Here is a 14,378-nt window from a genome sequence, read left to right as displayed (position 1 = left end):
TCGGCGCCGCTCGCCGAGGCCCCCGCTGGCCGGTCCTGCTGCTCCGGGCCGGCCTCGCCCTGGTGCTGCTGGCCGGCGTCGCCGTGCTGGGGCTGAAACTGCTCGCCCTGCACTACGGCCGGGCGGTGGACCGGGGGGAACTGCTCGACCCGGCGGCCCGGCAGCGCCGCAGCGACCTGGGCAAGGACCTGAACTACCTGCTGGTCGGCTCCGACCAGCGGCCCGGGGCGACCAGCGCCGACCAGCGCTCCGACACCATCCTGATCGTGCACATCCCGGCCGGCATGCGGCAGGCGTATTTGATCTCCGTCCCGCGCGACCTGCTGGTGGCGATCCCCGCCGGTGGCGACTGGGGCGGCGGCCGAGACAAGATCAACGCCGCGTACGAGCACGGCGGCGGCGGCGAGGGCGGGGCCCGACTGCTCTCCGCCACCCTCACCCGGCTCACCGGGCTGCACTTCGACGGCGCGGCGTTGATCGACTTCTCCGGCTTCCGTACCGTGATCGACCTGCTCGGCGGCGTCCGGATGTGCGTCGACACCCCGGTCCGGTCGATCCACACCGGCACCGTCTTCGCGGCCGGCTGCCAGCAGATGGACGGCGCGCGCGCCCTCGACTACGTACGCCAGCGGTACGGTCTGCCGGGCGGTGACTACGACCGCCAGCGCCACCAGCAGCAGCTGCTGCGGGCGATGCTGGACCGGGCCGGCCAGACCAACCTGCGCGGCGACCCGGTCAGGCTGGACCGGCTGATCCGGGCGGCGGGCGACTCGCTCACCGTGGACACCAACGGCGTACCCCTGGACGACCTGGTCTTCGCGCTCCGCGCGCTGCCGGCGAACGCCCTGCACGGGATCAAGCTGCCGTCCCACCCGCAGAACATCGACGGCGTGTCGTACGTGGTGCTGGACGACGACGACGGCGGCGGGCTGTTCCCGGCCCTGCGGGACCGGCGGGTGGCGTCCTGGGCCGTGGCGAACCCGCGCTGGGTGAACCCGCTCTGACGGCCGCCCCCGCCGCCCCCTGCCGCTCGGGCCGGCGAGGACCTAGGCTTGGTAACCGTGTTCGGACCTCAAGTTCCCAGCGTGCCGGCGTCGGCCGTGCCCGACGACGTCTACCTGCTCGACGTCCGGGAGGACGACGAGTGGGCGGCCGGCCACGCGCCCAGCGCCCACCACCTCCCGATGACCGAGTTGCCGGCCCGGATCGCCGAGGTGCCCACCGACCGTGAGGTGGCGGTGATCTGCCGGTCCGGGGGCCGGTCCGCCCAGGTCGTCGGCTATCTGATGCGCAACGGCTGGGAGCAGGTGCGCAACGTCGACGGCGGGATGGGCGAGTGGGCCACCGTCGGGCGGCCGGTGGTCACCGACGACGGCAGGCCGGGCCGGGTCGTCTGAGCCGCGCGCCATGGCCGGACCGCTGGTCTTCGCGCACCGGGGTTCCTCGTACGACCTGCCCGAGCACACCCTGGCCGCGTACCTGCGCGCCCTCGACGAGGGCGCCGACGGGCTGGAGTGTGACGTCCGGCTGACCCGGGACGGGCACCTGGTCTGCGTGCACGACCGCCGGCTGGACCGGACCAGCAGCGGGCACGGGCTGGTCAGCGCGCGCACCCTCGCCGAGCTGGAAGCGCTCGACTTCGGCTCGTGGCATCCGGGTGGCGGCGTGACGCCGGTCGACGAGACGCGGGTCCGGCTGCTCACCCTGGAGCGGCTGCTCGACGCCGTGCTGGCCGCCGGACGGCCGGTGCGGCTGCTGGTGGAGACCAAGCACCCCTCCCGGTACGGCCGGGACGTCGAGCGCCGGCTGGTCGCCCTGCTCCACCGGTACGGGCTGGCCGAGCCGGCGCCGGACGCCCCGGTACGGGTCACCGTGATGTCGTTCTCGCCGCTGGCCGTACGCCGGATCCGGGAACTGGCCCCGGCCCTGCCCACGGTGCTGCTGCTGGAAATGCTGCCGCGCTTGCTGCCGCTGGGCCGGCTGCCGTTCGGCACCCGGATCGCCGGGCCAGGCATCGAGCTGGTCCGGGCCCGGCCGCGGCTGCTGCCCGCCCTGCGGGCCGCGGGCAACCAGGTCTACGTCTGGACGGTGAACGAGCCGGACGACCTGGCGCTGGTCCTCGACGCGGGGGTGGACGGGATCATCACCGACCGACCGGCCCGGACGCTGGCCCAGCTCGGCCGCTGACCCCGGGTGGCGGGACGCGGGCCGGCCGCCCGCATCTCGTCCGTCCGCCCCGAGAAAACCACCCCGCCGGGCGGGCTGGCGGGGCCGGCGGGTCGGGCGGGGGGTGCCCCGCGGCCGGTCGGCGGGGCACACTCGGGACATGCCGGAGCGCACCGACCTCGCCGCCCTGATCGCCGGTCACGGCGAGGTGATCGAACTGCTCAACCGCGGTGGGGGTGGGCTCGCCCTGCTCACCCGGCTGCTCGAGGTCGTCCAGCCGGCGGTCGGCGCGGCCGGGCTGGCGTTCGTCGAGTTCGCCCCGGCCGGCGGCCGGGTGATCGCGGCCAGCGGCGACGTCGAGTGGACCATCGGCCGGCCGCTGCCGGCCGCCCATCCGGCGACGGTGTGCCTGCTCAACGGCCCACGGGTACGGCAGGTGCGGCTGGACCGCATCCCCGGCACGCTCGCCGGGGAGCTGGCCGGGCACGGGCTGCGCCGGATGGTGGTGGCCCGCGCCGAGATCACCGGGCACACCGTGGGCAGCCTGCACGCCCTCCACCGGGGCGACGACGACCCGGCGGACGAGGTGGAGCGGGACGTGCTGGGTTACGTCGCCGCCTGCATCGCGCACATGTACGGCGACCAGACCGGGCTGCCCGTGCACGGCGACGGCCCGGTGGTGGCGGCGCTCTCCGAGGGCCTGGCCGTGGTCGACCGGGAGGGCCACGTCCGGCTCTGGAACCCGGCCGCGGCGCAGATGACCGGGCTGCCCCCGGCGGAGGCGCTCAGCCTCCCGTTGCCGTTCCCGATCCCCCCGTCCGGCCAGGTGCTCGACCACCGGCTGCCGGACGGCCGGTGGCTGAAGATCACTTCGGGGGAGCTGCCCGGCCCCGGCGCGCTACAGGTGGTCACCTTCCGCGACATCACCGTGCAGCAGCGCCGCGACCAGGACCGCGACCTGTTCGTCGCGGTGACCAGCCACGAGCTGCGCACCCCGGTCACGGTGATCAAGGGGTACGCGGACACCCTCACCGACCACTGGGAGTCGCTGAGCGAGACCGACCGCCGGTACGCGGCCCGGATCATCGGGCAGCGCGCGAACGAGCTGGCCCGGCTGGTGGACCGGCTGCTCATCTCGGCCACCGACGACCGGCCGGAGGACGGCTCGGCCGTACCCTTCGACCTGGCCCAGGCGCTCCGGACGGCGGCGGCCGACCTGCCGGCGGACCTGCGCCGCCGGGTGGTCCTCGACCTGCCCGCCGACCTGCCCAAGGCGCTCGGCGAGCGGCAGAGCCTGGCCACCGTGCTGACCGAGCTGAGCACGAACGCCGGCAAGTACTCGCCGGCCGACTCCCCGATCCAGATCACCGCGGTCGCCCGGGACCGGATGGTCTGCTTCCGGGTCAGTGACCGGGGCATCGGCATCCGGCCGGAGCACGTGGAGCGGGCCTTCGACCGGTTCTGGCAGGGCGAGTCCGGTGACCGCCGCCGCTACCCGGGCGCCGGGCTGGGCCTCTATCTCGTCCGGCGCATCGTTGAACAGCAAAATGGATGGGTATCCCTCCGACCGAGAGAAGGTGGCGGTACGGTCGCAGAGGTGCGGTTGCCGTGCGGATGACCCGGGTGGGGCCGGGAGTGCGGCGACGGGAGGGGACGACGGGTGTCGACGGGTGCGGGCGATCGTTCGTGGTGCGTGGTGGTGCCGCACCACCCCACCGGCGCCCGGCTGGCCCGGCACCGGCTCGCCGACGAGCTGGCTGACGTCGTACCGCCGGCCCTGCTGGCGGACCTGGTCGCGGTCCTGGCCGAACTGGTGGGCAACGCGGTGCGGCACGCCGAGCCGCTGCCCGGCGGGGTGGTCCGGGTGGCCTGGCGGCTGCGGCCGGGCCCGACCCGGCCGAGCGTCGAGCTGCGGGTCACCGACGGCGGGGCGGCCGCGGGCCCGCGGATGCGGGCCGCCAGCCCGGACGCGATCGACGGGCGCGGCCTGCACATCGTCGCCGGCCTGGCCAACCGGTGGGGGGTCGAGCGGGACGGCCTCGGGCAGAGCGTCTGGGCCGAGTTCGACCCGACCGACACCAACCGGCCGGACCTCGTCGCGGCCGGCTGACCGGCCTCGGGGGCGGGTCGGCCCACCCCGGCCTGCGCCGGCATCTAGGCTGTGACGCCGTGAGCAAGCGTCGAAAGAGCCAGCGCGCCGTCGAGACCACCCCGAAGCGGGAGAAGGTGCGGGACGTCTTCGTCCCCCGTCCCTTCGAGGGCCTGGTCGACGAGCCGGAGTGGATCGCCCTGCGCGAGCTGGTGCCGGCCGCGTCCGCCCCGCTGCGGCTCGCCCCCGAACTGGTCGAGGAGCACGGCGACCGGCCCGTCGTACTGGCCACCGTGCTGCCGATGGCCGCGCCGGCGATGACGAAGGAGGACGGCCGGGTCTTCATCGGGTTGCAGCGCCACCAGCAGTCCGGGGACGTCTCCCGGGACCTGGCCGACGCGCTGCTCAGCGCGCTGCGGGTGACGCCGGGCAGCCCGGTCACCGTGCCGCCGCTGCCCGGCCCCGGGCCCCGGCTCCAGGACGTCCTGGTGGACGGCCCGCTGGAGATCACCATGCACGAGGGCTTCGACTTCTGGCTCGACCCGGGCGCCGCGGAGGACCCCACCGTGCAGGCGTCCCTGGAGCGGGCGAACGCGGCGGTGTACCCGACGGTCCGGCTCGACGCGGCCCGGGCCGCCTACTGGTGCCAGGTGCCGGAGAAGGCGCACGTGCGCTGGGTGCTGCCGGAGGACGAGGACAGCGCGCTGGACGCGCTGTCCCGGCTGGGCGCGGCCGGCACGCTGACCCTGGGCGACCGCACCCGCTTCGCCGGGATGTTCCGGGCGCACGGGCGGCTGGTGCCGGTGTGGGACCTGCCCGAGGACGTCCCGGCCGGCGAGTGGGAGGGCCCGGTCGCCGAGTTCGCCAAGCGGTACGCCGAGGCGCTCACCGACCAGGCGCCGCTGGACCCGGCGGGCCGCCGGGCCCGGCAGGGGCTGCTGGGCCGCCAGCTCACCCTGCGCTGAGCCGGCCCGGGCGGGCCAGCGGCTCCCGCACCAGCGGGCAGGACATGCAGCGCGGCCCGCCCCGGCCGGAGCCCAGCTCCGAGCCGGCGATCGGGATCACCTCGATGCCGGCCCGCTCCAGCTGGGCGTTGGTCTCCACGTTGCGCTCGTACCCGACGCAGAGCCGGGGCGCGAGGGCGAGGGTGTTGTTCCCGTCGTCCCACTGCTCCCGCTCGGCGGTCACCGGGTCCAGCCCGGTGTCGATCACCCGGAGCTGGTCGAGGTCCATCGCGTCGGCCGCCGCGCGCAGGAACGGCGCCGGGCCGTCGACCCGCGGGTCCTCGCCGTCCGCGCCGGCGATCACCGTGTACGCCGACAGCGTGCTGGCGATGTTCGGGTACATCAGCACGGCGTCGACGTCGACCATGGTGCAGACGGTGTCCAGGTGCATGGTGGCCCGTTCCTGGGCGATCGGCACCACCAGCACGGTGTGCGCCAGCCCGGCCCGGAAGACCTGCCGGGCCAGCCGCTCGGCGCCGGCCGGCGTGGTCCGTTCACCCACCCCGACGGCGAGCACGCCGGGGGCGAGCAGCAGCACGTCCCCGCCCTCCAGGTGCTCCAACCGGTGGTGGTAGACGAACTCCGTACCGGCGAAGCGCGGGTGGTGCCGGTAGATCGCGTCGGTCAGCGTGGTCTCCCGGCGGCGGGCCGGCATGGCCAGGCTGGTGACCCCGACCCGGTCGCCGATCCACAGTGACGAGTCGCGGGTGAAGAGCAGGTTCGGCAACGGGTCGATGACGAAGTCGTGCCGGTCCATCAGGGTGTAGACCAGCCCACCCGGCCGCTCCGGGCTGATCCGCAGCTCCTCGTGGGCCAGCCCGGCGGTGAACACGTCGGCCAGCGCGGCCGGGTCCAGATAGGCGAGGTGGTCGGCCACTCGGCGGCGCAGCGAGTCGCCCAGCCGGGGCCCGGCGAGCACCTCCTCGGTGAGCTCGGCGCGGGCGTCCGGAATGGCCAGTGTCTCGGCCAGCAGGGTGGCGAGATAGAGCACCTCGACGCCGCGGGCCCGCAGTTGGGCGGCGAAGGCGTCGTGCTCCTCCTGCGCCCGGCCCACCCACGGGATGGCGTCGAAGAGCAACGAGTCGTTGTTGCGGGGGGTCAGCCGGGCGAGCTCCGGGCCGGGGCGGTGCAGCAGGACGGCGCCGAGCCGACCGACCTCGCTGTCCACGTAGTGGGTCACCATCGCAGCGTAGGACAAGGGTTCCGCACCATCCGAGAAAAGAACTGCGGATGAATATGGCATTCATCCGCAGTCATTCCGGTGCTTCAACTTGCCGAGCCCCGGTGTGGTCAACGTAGTGTAGTGGGGACATAACTTCGAGGGACCTTTTGCCGGAGGTCGCGATGACTGTCTTTCCCGCTCGCCGAGCCGTGACGCCGCCGCGGGCGCTGCCGCCCGTGGCACCGCCGCCACGGGCCGAGTCCCCCGCGCTGGAGCCGCTCCGCCCGGGCCCGTTGCAGTGGGCCCGGCGCCGCCGGGCCGAACGGGACGCCCGCCGGTTGGAGGCCGCCGGCGCCCGTGCCGTCGGCCAACTCGACCACCTCGGGCCCGCGTGGCACGTCATCGAGTGGCCGCGCACCGACGTCGCGGAGGCACTGCTGGAGTCCGGCCAGGACGACCGGGCCGGCTTCCTCGCCATCGGCCCGAGCGGTCTCTTCGCGGTCACCATCGCCGACCACGGCCGGGCCCGGGTGCTCGTCGCGGGCGACGTGGTGCAGATCAACGGTAAGCGCCCGCCGTACGTGGCCGAGGCCCGGCGGGACGCCAAGCGGGCGAGCAAGGCGCTCTCCGAGGCGGTCGGGCTGCCGATCCCGGTGACGCCGGTGCTGACCTTCGTCGGCTCCGGCGTCATCAGCGTGTACGGGCTGCCGAAGGACTGCCTCATGGCGACCCACCGCGAGCTCGACCGGCTCCTGATCGCCGGGGGCAGCCGGATCAGCCCAGCCACCGCCGAGAAGCTGTCCCGGGTCGCCCAGGCCCCGTCCACCTGGCTGAACGGCGCCTACCGGCCGGCGGCGGACTACCGGTGGTACGACGAGGGCCGAACGGCCGCTGACAAGCCGGCCGCCCGCCGGTAACGTCTGCGGTGACGCCCCCCGGCTCCCGTACCGCCTCGCACCGCCGTCGAACCGTGCCCCCGCCCGACCTCGGTCGGGGCGGCTGACCAGCACGGCGGAGCCGACGCGCCACGCGGCCGGGCGCTTGCCGGGCAAACCGGCTAGCGTGGACGGACGCCCGGTGTACAGAGGAGGCTCGGTGGCCCACGTCGAACTCTCACTCTCGGAAGTGTTCGCGCCCGACGGACGGACCTCGACAGAGCGGGAATTCGACAGTCTCGGCCGGTGGTCGGAGATCGTCGCCGAGGCGGCCGAGCCGTGCCTGCTGATCGACGCCGACACCCGGGTGGTGGCGGTCTCCGCCTCCGGCTGCGAGCTGCTCTGCCTCGGCGCGCCGGAGGACGTGATCGGCCTGCCACTGCTCGACGGCGGGCTGCGGCTGCTCGACTTCACCGCCAACCGGGGCGAGCTGACCGAGCAGGAGACCGACAAGATCCCGCCGCTGCTCGCCCTGCACTCGGGCCGACTGGCCCGGGGCCTGCTGCGGGTCCAGGCGGCCGCCGAGGGAGCGCCCGACGCCACCGTGGACGCGATCACCACCCCGGTTCTGCACCACGGATCCGTCGCCGGCTCGCTCACCTTCTTCTCCGAGGTCTGACCCGCGGCGATTGCCGGTCCCGGGACGCCCGAGCGGGCCGGGCGGCGCGGGCTGCGCCGATCCAGGGCGCCCGCAGCCCTTTCACCCAGCCCTCGGATCCTCCTAACATGGGCAGTCGCCACCACGACCTCCCGATGCCGAGGATCGGCTGATGCCGCTCACCCCACCGGCCCGCCGGGCCGTACCCCGTCTGGCCGTCTGCGCGCTGCTCGCCGCCGTGCCGCTCGCCGGCTGCGGCGCCCCGCCGGCGCTGCGCGACGCCGGCCGACCGGCCACGGCGCCCACCCCGGCCCTCGCCCCGGACGGCGCGACGGGGTGGCCGACGGCGTCCCCGGGGTACGGCACCGGTCTCCCGCCCGGGGGCGGCGCGAGCTTCCCGCCGCCCGCGGACGGCACCGGCCTACCGCCGTTCGGGGGCGCTACCGGCCTGCCCCGGACCGGGGACGGCCTCCCGCCCTACGGGAGCGGCATGACGACCGGGCCGGCGCTGCCCGGCGGCACCGGACCCGCCGTACCGCCCCCGCCACCGGCGCCGGTGGTGACCCCGTGCCCGGGCCGCCCGACCGGCGGCGCGGTGATCTCCCTGCTGCGCGGCTCGGCCCGGGTGCTCTCCCGCGACGTCGCGGTCCGGGTGACGCTCGGGCCGCTCTGCGCGGACGGCTGGCAGTACACGACCCTCGACGTGACCGGGCACGAGGAACTCCAGGCGATCACCCGCGACGGCGCGGACGGGCTGACGTTGGTCACCACCGGCACCGACGTCTGCAGCCCCCGGGTCTCGGCCGACGCGCCGCCCGGCATCCGGGCGCTGGCCTGCGACGCGGACCCGCCGGCCGCACCCGGTGCGTAGGCTGGTCGGCATGCCGGGAACACCGCCGACCCGCTTCGTCTATCTCGGGCCCGAGGGCACCTTCGCCGAGCAGGCGCTGCGCACCGTGTCCGCTGCCGACCGGGGCAGCCGGACGCCCGCCCGCAGCGTGGGTGAGGCGCTGGAGGCCGTACGGGCCGGGGACGCCGACGCCGCCCTGGTGCCGCTGGAGAACTCGATCGGCGGGGCGGTCGGGGTGACCCTCGACGAACTGGCCGAGGGCGCCCCGCTGGTGATCACCCGCGAGGTGGTCCTGCCGGTGGAGTTCGTGCTCGGCGCCCGGCCGGGGACGCCGCTGGACGCGATCCACACGGTGGCGGCGCACCCGCAGGCGTCCACCCAGTGCCGGGGCTGGTTGCGGGAGTGGCTGCCCGACGCGACGGTGGTGGACGTGCTCTCCAACGGCGCGGCCGCCTCCGGCGCCGCCTCCGGCGAGTACGACGCGGCGATCTGCGCCCCGGTCGGCGCCGTCCGGCACCGGCTGGAGGTGGTGGCCGACAAGATCGCCGACCACGCCGACGCGGTGACCCGGTTCGTGCTGGTCTCCCGCCCCGGGCCGCCGCCCCCGCCCACCGGCGACGACGTCACCTCGCTGGCCGTCTACATCGCCCACGACCGGGTGGGCGCGCTGCTGTCGGTGCTGATGGAGCTGGCCGTACGCGGGGTGAACCTGACCCGGATCGAGTCCCGCCCGACCGGCGAGGCGCTCGGCCGGTACGTCTTCTTCCTCGACTGCACCGGGCACGTGGCGGACGTCCGGCTCGGCGAGGCGTTGCAGGGGCTGCGTCGGGTCTGCGCCGACGTACGTTTCCTCGGCTCGTACCCCCGGCACCGCTGGCTGGACGGCTCGACCGACCGGCCGATCCCCGCCCCCGCCGGCCTCTCCGACACCGACTACGCCGACGCCGCCGCCTGGCTGGCCCGCCTCCGCACCGGCCACCTCACCTGACCCCCGCCCCACCCCGGATGCCCGGCGGCGTTGATCAAGGAGTTTGCGTCTGAATCCGGCGCCGGGAGGACGCAAGCTCCTTGATCAACGCGGCGAGGGTGGGCCGGTGGGTTGGGTTTAGGAGATGAGGTTGTTGAGGAGGCCGCCCTGTTGCTGGGTGCCGCTGCCCTGCACCGGGGGCTCCTCGGAGGGCTGGACGACCACGAAGCCCTGGCCGGCGAAGCTCATCGTGAACGCCTCCCCCGTGCTGCGGCCCAGCAGGGTGCCCAGGCCGAGCTGGTCGGCCCGGTGGTAGCCGGTCTGCAGGTTCGCCGACCAGCAGACCGCCGCCTGCGGGTCCACGTACGTCGGCTGGTCGACGTTGAGCACCACGGGCGTGCCCCTGGTGGTGACGGCGATCCGGCCGTGGCCGGAGAAGACGCAGTTGAACAGGCCCGAGGAGGCCATCCCGGCGCCGCCCACCATCCGGATGTCGTACTGGAGGGTGGAGTCGAAGGCCAGCACGCTGGAGCCGTTGATGGAGAGGGCGTCGCCCGGCTCCAGGTCGATCACGTGCACGTCCTTGCTCAGTTCGGCGAGGAACACGTCACCCCGGCCGGTGAGCTTCATCAGCGGCACGCCCTCACCGGTGAGGCGCTGCTTGATGAACTTGCCGATGCCGCCCGAGCCGAGCGCCTGGAACTGCACCTGCCCCTGGTAGGCGACCATCGAGCCGACCCGGGCCATCGCCTCGCCGTTCAGCTCGATCTTGAGCATCTTGGAGTTCTGCAGCCGCATGCCGGGCTGGGCGGACTCCTTCTCCAGGTTCTCCGCGGAGAACAGCGCGCTGCGCATGGGTTCCCTCCCTGTTCCGGTTCCTTCGCGGAACGGTCCTGCGCGGAACGGTAGGGGACCAGCGCAACCGGCGACATCGGCCGAGCGGGAGGCCCGGCGCTGGACGCCCGAGCGGGCCCGCCGGCCGGACGGTCAGCCCCAGCCCAGCTCGTGCAGCCGCACGTCGTCGATGCCGAAGTGGTGCGCGATCTCGTGCACCACGGTCACCGCCACCTCGTCGACGACGTCCTCGTCCGTGTCGCAGATCCGCAGGATCGGGTGGCGGTAGAGGAAGATCCGGTCCGGCAGCACCCCCGCGTAGTCCCAGCCCCGGTCGGTCAGCGCGTGCCCCTCGTACAGGCCGAGCAGGTCCGGGTCCTCCGGCGGAGGATCGTCCTCCACCAGGATGACCACGTTGTTCATCAGCGCGAGCAGTTCAGCGGGCACCTCGTCGAGGGCGTCACCGACCAGTTCCTCGAAGCGTTCCCGGCTCATCTCGACGGCCACGCCCGCCATTGTGCCCCGCGCGATCGCCACCGGCAGCCGGGCGCCGGCCGCGGTCCGGGACCGGGAGCGGCCCCGGACCGTCGGCGGTGGGTCAGGAGGCCAGCCGTGCGGACAGGTTGATCGTGGCGCCCGGGGAGAGCAGCCGCGAGATCGGGCAGTTCGCCTTGGCCGCCTCGGCGAGCTTGCCGAACTGCGCCTCGTCGATGCCCGGGACCTGGCCGACCGTCTCCAGGTCGATGGCGGTCACCGTCATCCCGGCGTCGGTCTTGTCGAAGTGCACCTTGGCGGTGGTCTCCACCGAGGTGGGGGTCGCGCCGGCGTCGGCCAGCGCCTTGGAGAAGGCCATCGAGTAGCAGGCGGCGTGCGCGGCGCCGATCAGCTCCTCGGGGTTGGTCCCCTCGCCTTCCTCGAAGCGGGACTTGAAGGAGTAGTTCCCCTCCAGCCCGCCCTTGCCGGTGCGGAGGGTGCCGGCACCCTCGGTGAGGTTGCCCTGCCAACGTGCGGAAGCGGTACGGATAGGCATGTCACCGACGCTAACCGAAACCGCGGTCCCCGGCGACCGACCTGCCCCGGCGGGCGCATCCGGTCCCCCGTCGCCCACTGCCGGCTGTGCCATGATTCGACGCAGGCCCGCGAGCGCGGAGGTGGCCGATGTCCCAGGATCTACCCATCCCCCGGCAGGACAACCGGGCCGACGGCACGGCCGTCGTCGAGTGGGGCCCGGCCGGGCCCGACCGCCCGGAGCAGCCGCGCGGGCGGCCCTCCCTGGCGGCCCTCACCCGGGACCACCGGCTGCCCCTGGCGCTGGCCGGCCTGGGCGGGGCGGCGGCGATCGCCTCGCTGGTCGGGGAGTGGGTGGTGCTGACCCTGCCCAACGGCGGCCCGGAGGGCAACCAGACGGTCCGGGTGCCCAACGGGGTCGGTGACATCGGCGGGTTCGGCATCGGCTACCTGCTCGGCCTGCTCGGGCTCGCCGTCGCGGTGGCCCTCGCGGTGCGCGGCACGGCGGCCGTACGCCCCAACGCCCGGGTGGCCGGGCTGGCCCTCGCCGTGGCCGTGGCGGCGGTGCTGACCGCGCACGCGCTCTCCCTCGACAGCCTGGCCGACCGCACGTTCTACTTCTCCTCCGACGACGGCTACCGGGCCGACTACGGGCGCGGGCTGGTGATGGCGTTCCTCGCCACCGTGCTGCTCGCCGCGGCGTTGCACCTCGCCGGCCGGGTCGCCGGGCCCACGGCGCCCGCGGTCCCCGGGCCGCCGGACGGCGGGACGGGGGAGCCCCGGCCGGGACCCGGGGAGGCGAGCGACCCGGGCCGGTGGAGGCGCCCCGGGGCCGCCGACGCGGACGAGCCGCCCGCCCCCGCCGACCTGACGGTGGAGCCGGCCGCGCCGTTCGCCCACCCCGAGCCACCCCGCTGAGCCCCTGCCGGGCCGCCCGCCCGGACGGAACCCGCGGGCCACCGGACGGTCGCCGGCCGTTGGTGCCCGATTCGCCGGGAAGCCGTGGTTGTCGCCCCTTCCGCGAGGTACGGTTGCTGCCCGCCGTTGGTCGGTCGAGGCACCGACGACCAGAGCGGCCGGCGCGACGGCGGCGGGCGAAGGAGGAGCCATGACCCGCCCGGGACTGCCCAAACTGATCGCCACCGACCTCGACGGGACGCTGGTGCGCAGCGACGAGACCGTGTCGGCGTACACCCATGGGGTGCTGGACCGGGTGCGGGCCGCGGGCATCCCGGTCGTGGGCGCGACCGGGCGCGGCCCGCGGTTGAAGGAGCTGACCCGCAACGACATCCGGGCGGCGGACTTCCTGGTGATGGCCGGCGGCGGCTGTGTGGTGGATCAGAGCGACCCGGCCGGCCCGGTGCTGCTCCGCGACGAGCGGCTGCGCGGTGAGGTGCTGGCCGGGCTGCTGGCCGACCTGGAGGCCGAGGTGGGCCCGCTGACCGTGATGGTGGAGGGCTCCGACGAGCACGACGCCCCGCTCTGGGGCGACTACCACCCGAGTTGGCCCTACCCGGACCGATTCGAGGAGCGCAGCCGCGCCGACTGCCTCTCCTGCGACGTGATCAAGGCGTTCGTCCGCACCGCCGACCACCACGTGGACGAACTGCTGGCCACCGCCCGCGGGATCGTCCCCGCCGAGGTCGCCACACTCACCCAGGCCGGCCTGGGCTTCGTGGAGATCTGCCCGCCGGGGGTGGACAAGGCCACCGGGCTCAGCGTCGTCGCCGCGCGGCTCGGCGTCGACCCGGCCGACGTGCTCGTCTTCGGCGACATGCCCAACGACCTGCCGATGTTCGGCTGGGCCGGCTGGGCGCGGGTGGCGGTGGCCAACGCGCACCCCGACGTCCGGGCGGTCGCCGACGAGATCACCCTGCGCAACGACGACGACGGCGTCGCCGTCTACCTGGATCGACTACTGTCGCGGTGATGGCTCCTTCCACCCCACCCCGCCTGGTCGCCAGCGACATCGACGGCACGCTCCTCGACGACGAGGCCCGGATCAGCCCCCGCACCGCCGCGGTGCTGAAGCGGATCACCGCCGAGGGCACGCCCGTCGTGCTGGTCACCGGCCGCCCCATCCGCTGGCTCAAACTGGTGTACGACCAGCTCAACGCCCCACTCCCGGCGATCTGCGCGAACGGGGCGGTGGTCTACGACCCGCACACCGACGAGGTGCTGCGCGCCGACCCGCTCGCCCCGGAACTGCTCGCCGAGGTGGCCCGTCGGCTGCGCGCCGAGGTGCCCGACATCAGCTTCGCGGTGGAGATCGTGGACAGCCGGCAGATGCGGCACGAGTCGCACTACCCGCTGCGCTGGGACGCCGACACCGACGCCATCCGGGCGATCGAGTCGCCGGAGGAGCTGCTGACCGTACCGGCGGTGAAGCTGCTGGCCCGGGCCGGCGAGCAGGACCCGGACGCCTTCGTGGCGCTGGTCGCCGGGGCCCTGGCGGGGCTGGCCGAGGCGACCCACTCCTCGCGGAGCGGGCTGGTGGAGATCTCCGCGGCCGGGGTGACCAAGGCCGCCGGCCTGGCCTGGTACTGCGCCCGGCACGGCATCGACGAGCGGGACGTGCTGGCCTTCGGCGACATGCCGAACGACGTGCCGATGCTGGCCTGGGCCGGCCGGGCGGTGGCGGTGGCGAACGCGCACCGGGCGGTGCTGGAGATCGCCGACGAGGTCACCGCGGCGAACACCGCCGACGGGGTCGCGGCGTACCTGGAAAAGGTCTTCCCGGCCGGGTGAGCGGCGCCGCTGGCCGC

The 14,378-nt window shown here is 74.9% G+C and carries 17 protein-coding genes; 13 read left to right on the top strand and 4 right to left on the bottom strand.

The annotated features are described in order from the left end of the window. Positions 1 to 62: 62 nt before the first annotated feature. The 6 genes from AB0H57_RS07180 to AB0H57_RS07155 all read left to right on the top strand — a co-directional run bounded on the left by AB0H57_RS07180 (position 63) and on the right by AB0H57_RS07155 (position 5,220). Positions 63 to 1,004 (top strand): LCP family protein, encoded by a 942-nt coding sequence (locus tag AB0H57_RS07180; protein ID WP_357503585.1) that lies wholly within the window; start codon positions 63 to 65, stop codon positions 1,002 to 1,004. A gap of 57 nt (positions 1,005 to 1,061) precedes the next feature. Continuing rightward, positions 1,062 to 1,397: a rhodanese-like domain-containing protein gene (locus tag AB0H57_RS07175; protein ID WP_357503583.1), complete on the top strand. Its 336-nt coding sequence runs from the start codon at positions 1,062 to 1,064 to the stop codon at positions 1,395 to 1,397. A 10-nt stretch (positions 1,398 to 1,407) separates the two neighbouring features. Next, positions 1,408 to 2,187, top strand: a complete 780-nt coding sequence (locus tag AB0H57_RS07170) for a glycerophosphodiester phosphodiesterase family protein (RefSeq protein WP_357503581.1) — start codon at positions 1,408 to 1,410, stop codon at positions 2,185 to 2,187. A 139-nt stretch (positions 2,188 to 2,326) separates the two neighbouring features. Next, positions 2,327 to 3,784 (top strand): ATP-binding protein, encoded by a 1,458-nt coding sequence (locus tag AB0H57_RS07165; RefSeq protein ID WP_357503579.1) that lies wholly within the window; start codon positions 2,327 to 2,329, stop codon positions 3,782 to 3,784. A gap of 75 nt (positions 3,785 to 3,859) precedes the next feature. Further along, positions 3,860 to 4,276: an ATP-binding protein gene (locus AB0H57_RS07160; RefSeq protein WP_357503721.1), complete on the top strand. Its 417-nt coding sequence runs from the start codon at positions 3,860 to 3,862 to the stop codon at positions 4,274 to 4,276. A gap of 59 nt (positions 4,277 to 4,335) precedes the next feature. Beyond that, complete coding sequence (locus tag AB0H57_RS07155; RefSeq protein WP_357503577.1) at positions 4,336 to 5,220, top strand: DUF5926 family protein; 885 nt, start codon at positions 4,336 to 4,338, stop codon at positions 5,218 to 5,220. On the opposite strand, the gene AB0H57_RS07150 is transcribed toward AB0H57_RS07155, so the two are convergent. After that, a complete protein-coding gene (locus AB0H57_RS07150; RefSeq protein WP_357503575.1) occupies positions 5,207 to 6,442 on the bottom strand; it encodes an arginine deiminase in 1,236 nt (411 codons plus the stop codon). The genes AB0H57_RS07155 and AB0H57_RS07150 overlap by 14 nt on opposite strands. 161 nt (positions 6,443 to 6,603) lie before the next feature. On the opposite strand from AB0H57_RS07150, the gene AB0H57_RS07145 reads away from it, so the two are divergent. The 4 genes from AB0H57_RS07145 (at position 6,604) to pheA (ending at position 9,792) form a co-directional block, all read left to right on the top strand. Further along, entirely contained in the window at positions 6,604 to 7,338 is a 735-nt protein-coding gene (locus tag AB0H57_RS07145) for a hypothetical protein (protein ID WP_357503573.1), read from the top strand. A 178-nt stretch (positions 7,339 to 7,516) separates the two neighbouring features. Further along, complete coding sequence (locus AB0H57_RS07140) at positions 7,517 to 7,975, top strand: hypothetical protein (protein ID WP_357503571.1); 459 nt, start codon at positions 7,517 to 7,519, stop codon at positions 7,973 to 7,975. A 151-nt stretch (positions 7,976 to 8,126) separates the two neighbouring features. Continuing rightward, on the top strand, positions 8,127 to 8,825 hold the full coding sequence (locus AB0H57_RS07135) for a hypothetical protein (RefSeq protein WP_357503569.1): 699 nt from the start codon (positions 8,127 to 8,129) through the stop codon (positions 8,823 to 8,825). Positions 8,826 to 8,835: 10 nt separating this feature from the next. After that, positions 8,836 to 9,792, top strand: coding sequence for a prephenate dehydratase (pheA, locus tag AB0H57_RS07130; protein WP_357503567.1), 957 nt, complete (start codon positions 8,836 to 8,838; stop codon positions 9,790 to 9,792). Positions 9,793 to 9,909: 117 nt separating this feature from the next. Here pheA and AB0H57_RS07125 read toward each other — a convergent pair whose 3' ends face one another. The 3 genes from AB0H57_RS07125 to AB0H57_RS07115 form a co-directional block, all read right to left on the bottom strand. Further along, complete coding sequence (locus AB0H57_RS07125; protein ID WP_357503565.1) at positions 9,910 to 10,626, bottom strand: AIM24 family protein; 717 nt, start codon at positions 10,624 to 10,626, stop codon at positions 9,910 to 9,912. A gap of 132 nt (positions 10,627 to 10,758) precedes the next feature. Beyond that, on the bottom strand, positions 10,759 to 11,121 hold the full coding sequence (locus tag AB0H57_RS07120; protein ID WP_357503564.1) for a metallopeptidase family protein: 363 nt from the start codon (positions 11,119 to 11,121) through the stop codon (positions 10,759 to 10,761). Positions 11,122 to 11,203: 82 nt separating this feature from the next. Beyond that, positions 11,204 to 11,635, bottom strand: a complete 432-nt coding sequence (locus AB0H57_RS07115; protein WP_357503562.1) for an OsmC family protein — start codon at positions 11,633 to 11,635, stop codon at positions 11,204 to 11,206. Between the two features lie 128 nt (positions 11,636 to 11,763). On the opposite strand from AB0H57_RS07115, the gene AB0H57_RS07110 reads away from it, so the two are divergent. The 3 genes from AB0H57_RS07110 (at position 11,764) to AB0H57_RS07100 (ending at position 14,361) form a co-directional block, all read left to right on the top strand. Then, positions 11,764 to 12,531 carry a hypothetical protein gene (locus AB0H57_RS07110; protein ID WP_357503560.1) on the top strand — a complete coding sequence of 256 codons (768 nt, stop codon included), beginning with the start codon at positions 11,764 to 11,766 and terminating at the stop codon, positions 12,529 to 12,531. A gap of 190 nt (positions 12,532 to 12,721) precedes the next feature. Next, the gene (locus tag AB0H57_RS07105) at positions 12,722 to 13,543 is read left to right on the top strand and encodes an HAD hydrolase family protein (protein WP_357503558.1); all 822 of its coding nucleotides are present in this window, start codon (positions 12,722 to 12,724) and stop codon (positions 13,541 to 13,543) included. After that, complete coding sequence (locus AB0H57_RS07100) at positions 13,543 to 14,361, top strand: HAD family hydrolase (protein WP_357503556.1); 819 nt, start codon at positions 13,543 to 13,545, stop codon at positions 14,359 to 14,361. Before AB0H57_RS07105 ends, AB0H57_RS07100 begins: the two co-directional genes overlap by 1 nt. The last annotated feature ends 17 nt before the right edge of the window (positions 14,362 to 14,378 follow it).

The sequence above is a fragment of the Micromonospora sp. NPDC050686 genome (genome assembly GCF_040654475.1).
Lineage (GTDB): Bacteria > Actinomycetota > Actinomycetes > Mycobacteriales > Micromonosporaceae > Micromonospora.
This window is presented reverse-complemented; position numbering and strand designations above follow the sequence as displayed.

What these genes read in the sequence shown, in the direction of transcription:
- AB0H57_RS07110 (WP_357503560.1), top strand. Translation starts at nt 11,764, where the DNA reads ATGTCCCAGGATCTACCCATCCCCCGGCAGGACAACCGGGCCGACGGC.
- AB0H57_RS07105 (WP_357503558.1), top strand. Translation starts at nt 12,722, where the DNA reads ATGACCCGCCCGGGACTGCCCAAACTGATCGCCACCGACCTCGACGGG.
- pheA (WP_357503567.1), top strand. Translation starts at nt 8,836, where the DNA reads ATGCCGGGAACACCGCCGACCCGCTTCGTCTATCTCGGGCCCGAGGGC.
- AB0H57_RS07170 (WP_357503581.1), top strand. Translation starts at nt 1,408, where the DNA reads ATGGCCGGACCGCTGGTCTTCGCGCACCGGGGTTCCTCGTACGACCTG.
- AB0H57_RS07100 (WP_357503556.1), top strand. Translation starts at nt 13,543, where the DNA reads ATGGCTCCTTCCACCCCACCCCGCCTGGTCGCCAGCGACATCGACGGC.
- AB0H57_RS07115 (WP_357503562.1), bottom strand. Translation starts at nt 11,635, where the DNA reads ATGCCTATCCGTACCGCTTCCGCACGTTGGCAGGGCAACCTCACCGAG.
- AB0H57_RS07125 (WP_357503565.1), bottom strand. Translation starts at nt 10,626, where the DNA reads ATGCGCAGCGCGCTGTTCTCCGCGGAGAACCTGGAGAAGGAGTCCGCC.
- AB0H57_RS07150 (WP_357503575.1), bottom strand. Translation starts at nt 6,442, where the DNA reads ATGGTGACCCACTACGTGGACAGCGAGGTCGGTCGGCTCGGCGCCGTC.
- AB0H57_RS07145 (WP_357503573.1), top strand. Translation starts at nt 6,604, where the DNA reads ATGACTGTCTTTCCCGCTCGCCGAGCCGTGACGCCGCCGCGGGCGCTG.
- AB0H57_RS07135 (WP_357503569.1), top strand. Translation starts at nt 8,127, where the DNA reads ATGCCGCTCACCCCACCGGCCCGCCGGGCCGTACCCCGTCTGGCCGTC.
- AB0H57_RS07165 (WP_357503579.1), top strand. Translation starts at nt 2,327, where the DNA reads ATGCCGGAGCGCACCGACCTCGCCGCCCTGATCGCCGGTCACGGCGAG.
- AB0H57_RS07120 (WP_357503564.1), bottom strand. Translation starts at nt 11,121, where the DNA reads ATGGCGGGCGTGGCCGTCGAGATGAGCCGGGAACGCTTCGAGGAACTG.